Raw genomic sequence first — 12,456 nt, 5'->3', positions numbered from 1 at the left:
GGAGACGATGTGAGTCCGTCGCGCTCCCCGTCAGGCCACGGGGACACCCGGGGTGTCGCCGCCGTCGTCCGGAGTGGTCGGGTCCGGACGCTCGGGCAGCTCCGCGGCGAGCGCCGCCGCGGCCTGGACCAGGGGGAGCGCGAGCAGTGCCCCGGTTCCCTCACCCACATGGACGCCGTGGTCGAGCAGCGGGTTGAGCGCCATCCGGTCCAGCGCCTTCGACTGCGCCGGCTCGCCGCTCACCTGGCCCGCCAGCCACCAGTCCGGCGCCCGGAACGCCGCCCGCTGCGCCACGAGCGCGCAGGCCGCCCCGACCACGCCGTCCAGGATCACCGGCATCCGCCGCACCGACGCCTGGAGCAGGAAGCCGGTCATCGCCGCCAGGTCCGCGCCGCCGATCGCCGTGAGCAGCGCCGCCTGGTCGCCGAGGACCGGCCGGGCCCGCCGCAGCGAGTCCCGGATCGCCGCGCACTTGCGCATCCACGCCAGGTCGTCGATCCCGGCGCCGCCCCGGCCGGTCACCACCGAGGCGTCCGTCCCGCACAGGGCCGCGATCAGGGTGGACGCCGGGGTCGTGCCGCCGACGCTCAGGTCCCCGAGCACCACCAGGTCGGTGCCCGAGTCCGCCTCCTCGTCCGCGATCGCCACGCCGAGCCGGAGCGCGGCCGTCGTCTCCTCGGACGTCAGCGCGTTCTCCACGTCGATCCGGCCGCTGCCGCGCCGGATCCGGTGCCGCACGACCTCGGCGGGCAGCAGCTCCGGGTCGCAGTCCAGACCGGCGTCCACGATCCGTACCGGCACGTTCGCCGCGCGGGCGAGCACGGCCACCGGGCTCGCCCCGTCCAGGACCGCCCGCACCAGCTCGTGCGCGGTGCCGGCCGGACGCCCCGACACGTCGAGCGAGGCCACCCCGTGGTCGCCCGCGAACAGGACGACCTTCGGCTGCGCGATCGCCCGCACCTTCACCGAGGCCTGCGCGGCGGACAGCCACTCGCCCAGTTCGTCCAGCCGCCCGAGCGCCCCCGGCGGCACCGCGAGCCGCTCCCGGCGCTCCTCGGCGTCACGCCGTATCCCCCCGTCGGGGCGCTCGATCAGATCGGAGAAGTCGTCCAGGTTCACGGTTCCGCCTTGAGACACATCAGCCAGGGCCATCGGTGATCGCACCCTACCCGCGCAGCACCAGCGCCTGCCCCGCGACCACGAGCACCACCTGCTCGCACTCCTCCGCGAAGGCCGCGTTCAGCCGGCCCAGCTCGTCCCGGAACCGGCGCCCCGCCGCCGTCGCGGGCACCACGCCCGAGCCGACCTCGTTCGTCACCGCCACCACCGTGCGGCGCGTCGCCCGCACCGCCGCCACCAGCTCCGCCGTCCGCTCCCGCAGCGCCTTCTCCCCGCCGTCCGCCCAGACCTCGTCGTCCCAGGCGCCCACCTCGTCCATGGCGTGCGTCAACCACAGCGACAGGCAGTCGACCAGGAGCGCGGGCCCGTCCTCCGCGAGCAGCGGTACGAGGTCGCAGGTCTCGGAGGTACGCCACGAGGCCGGCCGCCGCTCCCGGTGCAGCCCGACCCGCTGCGCCCACTCCGGGTCGCCCTCCCGGGTCCCGCCGGTCGCCACGTACAGCACCTCGGGGAAGGTCTCCAGACGCCGTTCGGCCTCCACCGACTTCCCCGACCTGGCCCCGCCGGTCACCAGGGTCCGCCGGGGCGCGTCCGCCGCCTCGTGGTACTCGCCCGCGTACAGCGTCGTCCCGTCCGGCACCGCCCGCGCCCCGGCCGCCGCGAGCCGCCGGTCCAGCTCGGCGCCCGCCGGCGCGTCGTGGTCCAGGTGCGCCGCGATCACGTCCGTGGCCGGTCCGACGGCCCCGGTCGCCCGCAGCCGGGCCAGGGCGTCCGGACGGCCCGTCACATCGGCCACCACCACGTCGTACGGCGCGAGGCGCTCCTCGCCGAGGCCCGCCGGGGCGCCGCCCGGCGGCAGGTAGAGCAGCCGCTCGCCGTCCGCCGAGGTCACCTCGTAGCCGGTGCCGGGGGAGTCCATCGCCACCGCCCGCACCCGGTGCCCGCTGATGAGCGTCAACTCGCGTCCGTCCGGCACCCGCCCGGCGGTCGGCAGTCCGGCCGGCAGCTCCACGGCCGGTCCGTCGTGCGGATGCGTGAGCAGCACCTGCCGCACGCCCACGAGCGAGTGCCCCGACCGGGCCGCCGCGAGGGCGGCCCCCGGGGTCAGATCGAGCAGCAGGGCCCCGTCCACGAGCAGCGCGGTCGCGGTACGCGCGCGTGGCCCCCGGGAGAGCGCGCACACGGCGCAGGGGCAGTCGGGACGGGGGAGGCCGAGCGGGGCGCCGGTGCCGAGCAGAGTCAGTTCCACCCTCAGATCCTCCCGCGTGGCCGCGAGGCGTGCGCGCCCGGCTACGCTGCGGGCAGGAAACCGATCATCCGGTGAGCGCCAGGAGGCGGACATGGCATGGACGTGGCGGTTCGAGAAGTCCGACGGCACCGAGGTCGAGCCGGTGGTGACCCCCGAGGAGTTCACCACCCAGGGCGACGCGGAGAGCTGGATCGGAGAACACTGGCGTGACCTCCTGGGCGGCGGCGCCGACCAGGTCACCCTCTCGGAGGACGGCACGAAGATCTACGGCCCGATGCCCCTGAACGCGGAGGGCTAGGGCGCCCGGCGGCCGTGGGGGTGCGGGACCGATGGGGTCCCGCACCCTTTCGGGGCCGGGGCCGGGTCCGGGCGGGGGCCCGAGGCTGGGGGTCGGGGCCGGGGTCCCGTACCCCCTCCGGTCCCGGGAGTCGACGGGCCCTCGCCCCCTCCCCGCCGGCTACATCTCGCCCAGCATGACCTCCGTCTTCGCCGTCTCCGTGCCCCGCACGTACGTCACCTGCACCTTCTCGCCCGGCTTGCGCGAGGCCAGTGCCTCCGACAGCGAGGTGATCGTGGTGATGTCGGTGTCGCCGATCCGGGTGATCACGTCGCCCGGCTTCAGACCCGCCCTGCCCGCAGCGCCGTTCGCGGGCGCCTCGACCACCGCGACGCCCGCCGGCTCGTAGTCGTCGTTCAGGACCGTGCGCCCGGTGATGTTCAGGGCCGCCCGGCCCGAATCCGTCACCTTGCCGTCCTTGACGATCTGGTCCGCGACCGTCCGCACCATCGACGCCGGGATGGCGAAGCCGATGCCGGGCGCCGAGCCGCCGCCCAGCTCCGGGTCGGACGCCGCGAGCGTCGGGATGCCGACGACCTCGCTGTCGAGGTTCACCAGCGCGCCCCCGCTGTTCCCCGGGTTGATCGCGGCCGACGTCTGCACCATGTTCCCGATGGTCGCGCCCGTGCCGCCGCCGGCCCGCCCCTCGCTGACCGTCCGGCCGGTCGCCGAGACGATGCCCTGGGTCACGCTGCCGGAGAGACCGAGCGGGGAGCCCATCGCGAGCACGATCTGCCCCATGTCGACGGTCGACGAGTCCCCGAACCTCGCCGCCTTCAGCCCCTGCGGCACGTTCTCCAGCCGGATCACGGCGAGGTCCTGCTCGGGGTACGAGGCGACGAGCCGCGCCGTCACCGGCTGCCCCCCGGTCGCCGCCGTGACCTTGAACGTCTTCTCCTGGCCGACCACGTGCGCGTTGGTGACCACATGGCCCTTGTCGTCGTAGACGACGCCCGAGCCGAGGCTGTTCGCCGCGTCGATCTGCACGACCGACGGCAGGACGTCCTTGATGACGGCCCGGTAGTCCTCTTCCAGCTCGTTGGCCGAGCGAGGCGCCGCCGCCTGGGTCGACCGCTCGGGCCCGGCCGTGTCCCCGGCGGAGGAGCAGCCCCCGACGAGCGCGGCGGCACAGGCCCCGGCGGCCAGGGGGAGGAGAAGACGGCGGGTACGGGCGTGGGCACGGGATACGTCCATGTCCGGAGTATCCGTTCGGTCCCCGCCCCGGGCCCGGCGAGCGCATCCGATCAGGGGGCCACCGCGGCCCCACCGCGCCGGACCCCGCCGCTCACGGCCCCGCCACCCGCGCACTCCGCACAGGTACGGCCGCTGTCCGGGCACCCCGTACAGATACGGCCGCTATCCGCGTACTCAGTACAGGTACAGCCGCTGTCCGGGCACCCCGTACAGATACAGCCGCTACCCGCGCACTCCGCACAGGTGCAGCAGCGCCGCTATCCGCCGGTACGGGTCCGTGCGTCCCGCCCGCTCCTCGGCGGCGAACAGCCGGTCCAGCTCGTCGGCGGCCGGCAGGCCCACCTCGGCCGGGACGCCGTCCGTGAAGACCCGCACCCCGTACCAGGCGTGCAGCGGCGCCGCGATCCCCGCGAGCGTCGACGTGAGCGCGTCGAGCCGGTCGGCCCGCACCTTCACCCCGCCGTCGTCGCTGTAGACGTCCGAGTCGAAGCCCGCGAGCGCCCCCGCCCAGTCCCCGGCGAGCCCCGGCCGCATGGCCAGGGCGTCGGCGTTCCGCACCACCAGGGAGAGCAGGCCGCCCGGGGCCAGCATCCGGGCCAGGCCCGCGAGCAGCGCGTCCGGCTCGTCCGCGTACATGAGCACGCCGTGGCAGAGGACCACGTCGAAGCTGCCGGGCAGGAAGTGCACCCCGGTCTCGCGCCCGTCGCCCTCGACCAGCCGGACCCGCTCGCGGATCCCGGCCGGCTCCGTCGCCAGCGACTCGCGGGCCGCCTTCAGGAGGTCGGGGTCGTCTTCGAGGCCGGTCACGGTGTGACCGGCCCTGGCCAGGCGCAGGGCCTGCGTGCCCTGCCCCATGCCCGCGTCGAGGATCCGCAGCCGCTGCCCCACGGGGTACCGGCCGGTTATCTGCTCGTCGAGCTGGCGGGCGACGATCTCGTGGCGGATGGTGTCGCGCAGCCCGCCGGAACCGGCGGGCCAGTGCGTGACGACGGGCAGCACGGGGCCGGCCGCCTCCGAAGCGGACCCGTCGAACACGGGCCCGCCCCACTCCGAGCGGTCGGCGCTCAGGGCCGCTCTCCGCGCTTGACCTGCGGCTTCGGCAGTCGCAGTCGGCGCATCTGGAGCGTACGCATCAGACCGTAGGCGACGGCTCCTCGCTTCGGCTCGTTCGGGAAGCGGGCGTGGAGCTGCTTCCGGAGCCGGATCCAGAGGCCGATCGAGTCGATGACGATCAGGACGATCACGCCGAGCCACAGGAGCAGCGAGATGTTCTGCAACGACCGGTTGGCGTTGCCGAACAGCGACAGCACGAGGATCACCACGGCCATCGGCAGGAAGAACTCGGCGATCGCGAACCGGGAGTCCACGAAGTCGCGGACGAAGCGGCGCACCTGGCCCTTGTCGCGGACGGGCAGGTAACGCTCGTCGCCGCTGGCCAGGGCCTCGCGCTGACGGGCCAGGTCCGAGCGGCGTGCCTCGCGCTGGCGCTTGGCGGCCTCCTTGCGGTCGAGCGGCACCGTCGAGGCGCGACGGCGCTGGGTCTGCGCCTCGCTCCGCTTCGGCGTCGGGCGGCCCTTGGGGGCCTCGGGGTCGCGGGGCTGCTTGGTGGAGAGGTCCGCCGTCACCTTGTCGGTGGGGGCCTTCTCGTCCTTCGAACGGCTACGGAACACAAAACCCAAGGGTACGGGGTGGGGCGCATGAACCCCATGCCGGGCGGGAACGATCCGCTAACGGACTGCGTCTTGGGCGGTACGTACGGGGGAAGGCCACGGGTTCACCCCTACTCCGTCTACTCCCTGCGCGGGAGGGGACGCCGCACGCAGTCGTCCTTGGGGAGGAGCGCATCCCGCTCCGAACAGTGCGGTAATGGAGTCGGGGCCCGTACTGTGGACCTTGTCGAAGAGCTGGAGCCGAGTCCGTCAGAAGGGGGCGCGCGAAGCCCATGAGCGGTGTCATGAAGCGTATGGGGATGATCTTCCGCGCGAAGGCGAACAAGGCCCTTGACCGGGCCGAGGATCCGCGCGAGACGCTCGACTACTCCTACCAGAAGCAGCTGGAGCTGCTGCAGAAGGTGCGACGGGGCGTCGCCGACGTCGCCACCTCCCGCAAGCGGCTCGAACTCCAGCTGAACCAGCTGCAGGGCCAGTCCTCCAAACTGGAGGACCAGGGCCGCAAGGCGCTGGCGCTCGGCCGCGAGGACCTGGCCCGCGAGGCGCTGTCCCGGCGGGCCGCGCTCCAGCAGCAGGTCAGCGACCTGGAGGTGCAGCACCAGACGCTCCAGGGCGAGGAGGAGAAGCTCACCCTCGCCGCCCAGCGTCTCCAGGCCAAGGTCGACGCCTTCCGCACCAAGAAGGAGACGATCAAGGCGACCTACACGGCGGCCCAGGCTCAGACCCGGATCGCGGAGTCCTTCTCCGGCATCTCGGAGGAGATGAGCGACGTCGGCCTGGCGATCCAGCGGGCCGAGGACAAGACCGCCCAGCTCCAGGCGCGCGCCGGCGCGATCGACGAACTGCTCGCCTCGGGCGCTCTGGACGACCAGTCCGGCCTCGCGAAGGACGACATCCAGGCGGAGCTGGACCGGCTCTCCGGCGGCACGGACGTCGAGCTGGAGCTCCAGCGGATGAAGGCCGAGCTGGCCGGCGGCCCGTCGGCGCAGCAGGCGATCGAGGGCGGCAACGGCACGGCGGCGCCGCAGCAGCAGAACCAGCAGCAGTCCCACCCGCGCTTCGAGAAGTAGCCCCGCCCCTCCGGAGAACCGGAAGAACAGGACGCGTCATGATCGTACGGATCATGGGGGAGGGCCAGCGGAAGCTGGCCGACGGTCACTTCGCCGAGCTGAACCGGCTCGACGACGAACTGCTCGCGGAGATGGAGACCGGTGACGCGGACGGCTTCCGCCGGACGCTCGGCGCCCTCCTCGACGCCGTCCGCCACCTCGGCGAGCCGCTCCCGGACGACGTCCTGGAGCCGTCGGAGCTGATCCTCCCGGCCCCGGACGCGAGCCTGGACGAGGTCAGGAAGATGCTCTCCGACGACGGCCTCATCCCGGGCTGACCCCGCCACCGCACACCCGCCACGAAGGTCCCGACCCCCTCGGGGGCACCGGGACCTTCGCGCCGCCGGGCCCGCACACGCGCTCCGGGCCCCGGGACGCCCACACGTCGCCGTCCGGCCGCCCCCGCCCCGTACCGTTGCCTCCCGTGACTCCCACCGGATCCGCCGCCGGCGCGCTCTCCGCCCGGCGGCTCGTCGACTGGGCGCGGGCGCATCCGCTCGCCCTCGACGCGGCCCTCGCGTTCGGCGTGCTCGTCTGCATGGTCGCCGGGTCGTTCACCGACCCGCACGGCAGCCCCGACGGGCCCACCTTCGGCGACCGCGCGCCCGACGCGTACAGCGTGCTGCTCATGGTCGCCGGGGCCGTCGCCCTGGTGTGGCGCCGCCGCAACCCCTTCGTCGTGCTCGGGCTCACCGTGGCGTTCACCCTCGTCGAGCTGGTCGACGACAGCAGGCCCGCGCCCATCGCCATGAGCGCCGTCGTCGCGCTCTGCACCGTCGCCGCCCGCACCGACCGGCCCACCACCTGGCGGGTCGGCCTCGCCACCATGACGGTCCTCACCGCCGCGGCCATGGTCTTCGGCCCGACGCCCTGGTACGCGCAGGAGAACCTCGGCATCTTCGCCTGGACCGGCATGGCGGCCGCCGCCGGGGACGCCGTCCGCAGCCGGCGGGCCTTCGTGGACGCGATCCGGGAGCGCGCCGAGCGGGCCGAGCGCACCCGCGAGGAGGAGGCCGGGCGCCGGGTCGCGGAGGAGCGGCTGCGGATCGCCCGCGACCTCCACGACGTCGTCGCCCACCACATCGCCCTGGTGAACGTCCAGGCCGGAGTCGCCGCCCACCTCATGGAGAAGCGCCCCGACCAGGCCAAGGAGGCCCTCGCGCACGTCCGCGAGGCCAGCCGCTCCGCCCTGGACGAGCTGCGCGCCACCGTCGGCCTGCTGCGCCAGTCCGGCGACCCGGAGGCCCCCACCGAGCCCGCCCCCGGCCTCGCCGTTCTCGACGGGCTGCTCGACAGCTTCCGCAAGGCCGGCCTCCCGGTCGCCCTGGCCCGCGCCGACGGCGAGAAGCCGCTGCCCGCCGCCGTCGACCTGGCCGCGTACAGGATCGTGCAGGAGGCCCTGACCAACGTGCGCAAGCACGCCGGACCGGACGCCGCGGCCGAGGTCAGCGTCGTGCGGGTGGGCCGTACGGTCGAGATCACCGTCCTCGACGACGGCCCGCCCGCCGCCGTCCCCGCCCCGGCCCCGGCCGGCGGCCACGGGCTGCTCGGCATGCGCGAGCGGGTCGGCGCGCTCGGCGGCACCCTGACCGCCGCACCCCGCTACGGCGGCGGATTTCGTGTACAGGCGATACTGCCCGTGGCCCCCCGCACGGGAGAGGGCGAGGGGGAGGACACATGACGATCCGGGTGCTGCTCGCCGACGACCAGGCCCTGCTGCGCAGCGCCTTCCGGATCCTGGTCGACTCCGAGCCCGACATGGAGGTCGTCGGCGAGGCGCCCGACGGCGCCCGGGCCGTCGAGCTGGCCCGCGCCGAGCGGCCCGACGTCGTCCTGATGGACATCCGCATGCCGGGCACGGACGGCCTCGCCGCCACCCGCGCGATCACCGCCGACCCCGGCCTCTCCGGCGTACGGATCGTCATGCTGACCACCTTCGAGGTCGACGAGTACGTCGTGCAGTCGCTGCGCGCCGGTGCCTCCGGCTTCCTCGGCAAGGGCGCCGAACCGGAGGAGCTGCTCGGCGCGATCCGGGTCGCCCACGCCGGCGAGGCACTGCTCTCCCCGGCCGCCACCAAGGGCCTGATCGCCAGCTTCCTCGCCCAGGGCCCCCGGGACGCCGGCGCGGACGCCACCGGCGAGGACGCCCGGACGGCCCGCTCCGAACGCCTCGCCGCGCTCACCGCCCGCGAGCGCGAGGTCCTCGTCCTGGTCGCGGGCGGCCTGTCCAACGACGAGATCGCCCGGCGGCTCGACGTCAGCCCGCTCACCGTGAAGACCCACGTCAACCGGACCATGGCCAAGCTCGGCGCCCGCGACCGGGCCCAGCTGGTGGTGACGGCCTACGAGTCGGGACTGGTACGCCCGAGGGTGGAGTGACCCGGGGCGCGGGCGTACTCCAGACGCGGTATGCGTGGCGTAAAGAAGTGCGCCCGGGGGCCGAGGACTTCCGGCGGCGGATGGCCGATCGTAGGGGCGGGGGCGTCGCGGGCCGGTCGAAGGCCGGGTTTCCGGCCGTTCCCGACCGCCGACGCGTACGCCACGGAAGAGAGACCCCATCCCATGTCCTGGCTGTCCAGATTCAGCCTCGCGCAACGGGCCCTGATCGGGCTGACGTCGCTCGTCGCGATCGTGTTCGGGGCGATCGCGATCCCGCAGCTCAAGCAGCAGCTGTTCCCCTCGATCGAGCTGCCCGTGGTCTCGGTCCTCGCCCCGTACCAGGGCGCCTCTCCCGACGTGGTCGAGAAGCAGGTCGTCGAGCCGCTGGAGAACAGCCTGAAGGCCGTCGACGGCCTCACGTCGGTCACCTCCACCGCATCCGAGGGCATGGCCCTCGTCATGGCCTCCTTCGACTACGGCGACGAGTCGACCAAGCAGCTCGTCGCCGACGTCCAGCAGGCCGTGAACCGCGCCCGCGCCCAGCTCCCCGACACGGTCGACCCGCAGGTCGTGGCCGGCTCGACGGACGACATCCCGACCGTCGTCCTCGCCGCCTCCTCCGACAAGGACCCGCAGGCCCTCGCGGCCCTCCTCGACCGGACCGTCGTCCCCGCCCTCCAGGACATCGAGGGCGTCGGCCAGGTCTCCGTCAGCGGCGTCCAGGATCTCCAGGTCTCCGTCGTCCCCGACGAGCGCGCGCTCGCCGCGGCCGGCCTCAACACGATGAGGCTCACCGAGGCCCTGCGCGCCGGCGGCGGCACGATGCCCGCCGGCTCCTTCGCCGAGGACGGCAAGAGCCGCACGATCCAGGTCGGCGGCGGCTACACCTCCCTGAAGCAGATCGAGGACCTGCGCATCCCGGCGGCCGTCCCCGGCAAGGGGAAGGCGGTCCGCCTCGGCGACGTGGCCGCCGTCCGCCAGGAGGAGTCCCCGCGCACCTCCCTGACCCGCACCAACGGCAGGCCCAGCCTCGCCGTCATGGCCACCATGGACAAGGACGGCAGCGCCGTCGCGATCTCCGACGCCGTCGCGGAGAAGCTGCCCGAGCTGCGCCGCGACCTCGGCGCCGGCGCCGGGCTGACCGTCGTCTCCGACCAGGGCCCGGCCGTCGCCAAGGCCGTCTCCGGCCTCACCACCGAGGGCGCGCTCGGCCTCGTCATGGCCGTCCTGGTGATCCTGGTCTTCCTCACGTCGATCCGCTCGACCCTGGTGACCGCGGTCTCCATCCCGCTCTCGGTCGTCCTCGCCCTCATCGTGCTGTGGACCCGCGACCTCTCGCTCAACATGCTGACGCTCGGCGCGCTCACCATCGCCATCGGCCGGGTCGTCGACGACTCGATCGTGGTCCTGGAGAACATCAAGCGCCACCTCGGCTACGGCGAGGAGCGCCAGGCCGCGATCCTCACCGCGGTCCGCGAGGTGGCGGGCGCCGTCACCTCCTCCACCCTCACCACCGTCGCCGTCTTCCTGCCGATCGGCCTGACCGGCGGCATGATCGGCGAGCTGTTCGGCTCGTTCTCGCTGACGGTCACGGCGGCCCTGCTCGCCTCGCTGCTCGTCTCCCTGACCGTCGTCCCGGTCCTCTCGTACTGGTTCCTGCGCGCCCCCGGCGGCACGCCGGAGGACCTGGCCGAGGCCCGCAGGCTCGCCGAGGAGCGGGAGGAGAGGAGCCGCCTCCAGCGCCTGTACGTGCCGGTCCTGCGGTTCGCGACCCGGCGCCGGCTCATGAGCCTGGGCATCGCGGCGGTCGTCCTGGTGGGCACCTTCGGCATGGCCCCGCTCCTGAAGACCAACTTCTTCGACCAGGGCGAGCAGGAGGTCCTCAGCATCAAGCAGGAGCTGCCGCCCGGCACCTCCCTGGACGCCACCGACGCGGCCGCGAAGAAGGTCGAGAAGGTCCTCGCGGAGACCGAGGGCGTCAAGGACTACCAGGTCAACGTCGGCTCGTCCGGCTTCATGGCGGCCTTCGGCGGCGGCACCGGCGCGAACCAGGCCTCGTACCAGGTCAGCCTGGAGGGGTCCGCCTCGTACGAGAGGACGCGGGACGCCATCGAGAAGGGGCTCGCCGGGCTCGACGGGATAGGCGACACCACCCTGGCGGCCGGCGACGGCTTCGCCAGCCAGAACCTGAGCGTGGTCGTGAAGGCCGCCGACGCCGAGGTCCTGAGGAAGGCCTCCGAGCAGGTCCGCACCGCGATCGCCGGGATGAAGGACGTCACCGACGTCCAGAGCGACCTGTCGCAGTCCGTCCCGCGCGTCTCCGTCACGCCGAAGCCCGCCGCGGCCGACGCCGGCTTCGACGCCGCCTCGCTCGGCATGGGCGTCGCCCAGGCCGTCCGGGGCACCCCGGCCGCCAGGGCGACCCTCGACGACAGCGAGCGGGACGTCCTCGTCACCTCGGCGAAGCCCGCCACCACCCTGGCGGAGCTGAGGGCGCTGCCCCTCGGCCCGGTGCGGCTCGGTGACGTCGCCACCGTCGAGCTGGTCCCCGGCCCGGTCTCCATGACCCGGATCGACGGCGCCCGCGCCGCGACGATCACGGCCGAGCCGGTCGGCGACAACACCGGCGCCGTCAGCGCCTCCCTCCAGTCGAAGATCGACGCGCTCGACCTGCCGGCGGGCGCCACCGCCACCATCGGCGGCGTCTCCGAGGACCAGAACGAGGCCTTCCTCAACCTGTTCCTCGCGATGCTCGCGGCCGTCGCGATCGTCTTCATGCTGCTCGTCGCGACCTTCCGGTCACTGGTCCAGCCGCTGATCCTGCTGGTCTCGATCCCGTTCGCGGCGACCGGAGCGATCGGTCTGCTCGTGGTCACCGACACCGCGATGGGCGTCCCGGCGATGATCGGCATGCTGATGCTCATCGGCATCGTCGTCACCAACGCGATCGTCCTGATCGACCTGATCAACCAGTACCGGGAGCGGGGCCTCGGCGTCGTCGAAGCGGTGGTCGAGGGCGGCCGGCACCGGCTCCGCCCGATCCTGATGACCGCCCTGGCGACGATCTTCGCCCTGCTGCCGATGGCCCTCGGCATCACCGGCGAGGGCGGCTTCATCGCCCAGCCGCTGGCCGTGGTGGTGATCGGCGGTCTGGTCACCTCGACGCTGCTGACCCTGCTCCTCGTCCCGACCCTCTACGCGATGGTGGAGCTCCGCAAGGAGCGCCGTGCGAAGAAGAAGGCCGAGAAGAAGGCCGCGAAGAAGAAGAAGAAGAAGGAGAAGGACGGCGACACGACGCACAACGCGGAGCAGCCGGACGTCTCGCCGCTGGACGCGACCCTGCTGAACCTCCTGGACTGAGCCCGGCACGTACGAAGGGCGCCCCGCGACACGCGCGGG

11 protein-coding genes are annotated in these 12,456 nt (G+C 73.8%); 6 read left to right on the top strand and 5 right to left on the bottom strand.

All coding sequences use genetic code 11. From position 1 onward, the window contains the following. Window positions 1-30: 30 nt before the first annotated feature. On the bottom strand, window positions 31-1,119 hold the full coding sequence (cobT, locus tag AB0398_RS15665) for a nicotinate-nucleotide--dimethylbenzimidazole phosphoribosyltransferase (RefSeq protein ID WP_366375363.1): 1,089 nt from the start codon (window positions 1,117-1,119) through the stop codon (window positions 31-33). A 46-nt stretch (window positions 1,120-1,165) separates the two neighbouring features. Beyond that, a complete protein-coding gene (locus tag AB0398_RS15660; protein WP_366375361.1) occupies window positions 1,166-2,368 on the bottom strand; it encodes a bifunctional adenosylcobinamide kinase/adenosylcobinamide-phosphate guanylyltransferase in 1,203 nt (400 codons plus the stop codon). Between the two features lie 91 nt (window positions 2,369-2,459). Between AB0398_RS15660 and AB0398_RS15655 the strand changes: the two genes are divergently transcribed. Then, complete coding sequence (locus AB0398_RS15655) at window positions 2,460-2,666, top strand: hypothetical protein (RefSeq protein ID WP_030205728.1); 207 nt, start codon at window positions 2,460-2,462, stop codon at window positions 2,664-2,666. 159 nt (window positions 2,667-2,825) lie between these two features. Here the strand turns inward: AB0398_RS15655 and AB0398_RS15650 are convergent, their stop codons facing one another. From AB0398_RS15650 to AB0398_RS15640, 3 genes are all read right to left on the bottom strand, one after another. Beyond that, window positions 2,826-3,899 (bottom strand): trypsin-like peptidase domain-containing protein, encoded by a 1,074-nt coding sequence (locus AB0398_RS15650; protein ID WP_366375359.1) that lies wholly within the window; start codon window positions 3,897-3,899, stop codon window positions 2,826-2,828. A 222-nt stretch (window positions 3,900-4,121) separates the two neighbouring features. After that, window positions 4,122-4,898 (bottom strand): methyltransferase domain-containing protein, encoded by a 777-nt coding sequence (locus tag AB0398_RS15645; protein ID WP_366375863.1) that lies wholly within the window; start codon window positions 4,896-4,898, stop codon window positions 4,122-4,124. 65 nt (window positions 4,899-4,963) lie between these two features. Beyond that, window positions 4,964-5,569 carry a DUF3043 domain-containing protein gene (locus AB0398_RS15640; RefSeq protein WP_366375357.1) on the bottom strand — a complete coding sequence of 202 codons (606 nt, stop codon included), beginning with the start codon at window positions 5,567-5,569 and terminating at the stop codon, window positions 4,964-4,966. A 293-nt stretch (window positions 5,570-5,862) separates the two neighbouring features. Between AB0398_RS15640 and AB0398_RS15635 the strand changes: the two genes are divergently transcribed. From AB0398_RS15635 to AB0398_RS15615, 5 genes are all read left to right on the top strand, one after another. After that, window positions 5,863-6,639, top strand: a complete 777-nt coding sequence (locus tag AB0398_RS15635) for a PspA/IM30 family protein (RefSeq protein WP_366375861.1) — start codon at window positions 5,863-5,865, stop codon at window positions 6,637-6,639. Window positions 6,640-6,677: 38 nt separating this feature from the next. Then, window positions 6,678-6,956: a hypothetical protein gene (locus AB0398_RS15630; RefSeq protein WP_366375355.1), complete on the top strand. Its 279-nt coding sequence runs from the start codon at window positions 6,678-6,680 to the stop codon at window positions 6,954-6,956. Between the two features lie 146 nt (window positions 6,957-7,102). After that, the gene (locus AB0398_RS15625; RefSeq protein ID WP_366375354.1) at window positions 7,103-8,359 is read left to right on the top strand and encodes a histidine kinase; all 1,257 of its coding nucleotides are present in this window, start codon (window positions 7,103-7,105) and stop codon (window positions 8,357-8,359) included. Then, entirely contained in the window at window positions 8,356-9,057 is a 702-nt protein-coding gene (locus AB0398_RS15620; RefSeq protein WP_366375352.1) for a response regulator transcription factor, read from the top strand. Before AB0398_RS15625 ends, AB0398_RS15620 begins: the two co-directional genes overlap by 4 nt. Before the next feature lie 183 nt (window positions 9,058-9,240). After that, complete coding sequence (locus AB0398_RS15615) at window positions 9,241-12,417, top strand: efflux RND transporter permease subunit (protein ID WP_366375350.1); 3,177 nt, start codon at window positions 9,241-9,243, stop codon at window positions 12,415-12,417. The last annotated feature ends 39 nt before the right edge of the window (window positions 12,418-12,456 follow it).

This window comes from Streptomyces sp. NPDC086147 (genome assembly GCF_040702165.1).
Taxonomy (GTDB): Bacteria; Actinomycetota; Actinomycetes; order Streptomycetales; family Streptomycetaceae; genus Streptomyces.
This window is presented reverse-complemented; position numbering and strand designations above follow the sequence as displayed.

Excerpts from the sequence above, each read along its gene's own strand:
- AB0398_RS15655 (WP_030205728.1), top strand. The coding sequence starts at position 2,460 with ATGGCATGGACGTGGCGGTTCGAGAAGTCCGACGGCACCGAGGTCGAG.
- AB0398_RS15620 (WP_366375352.1), top strand. The coding sequence starts at position 8,356 with ATGACGATCCGGGTGCTGCTCGCCGACGACCAGGCCCTGCTGCGCAGC.
- AB0398_RS15635 (WP_366375861.1), top strand. The coding sequence starts at position 5,863 with ATGGGGATGATCTTCCGCGCGAAGGCGAACAAGGCCCTTGACCGGGCC.
- AB0398_RS15650 (WP_366375359.1), bottom strand. The coding sequence starts at position 3,899 with ATGGACGTATCCCGTGCCCACGCCCGTACCCGCCGTCTTCTCCTCCCC.
- AB0398_RS15615 (WP_366375350.1), top strand. The coding sequence starts at position 9,241 with ATGTCCTGGCTGTCCAGATTCAGCCTCGCGCAACGGGCCCTGATCGGG.
- AB0398_RS15630 (WP_366375355.1), top strand. The coding sequence starts at position 6,678 with ATGATCGTACGGATCATGGGGGAGGGCCAGCGGAAGCTGGCCGACGGT.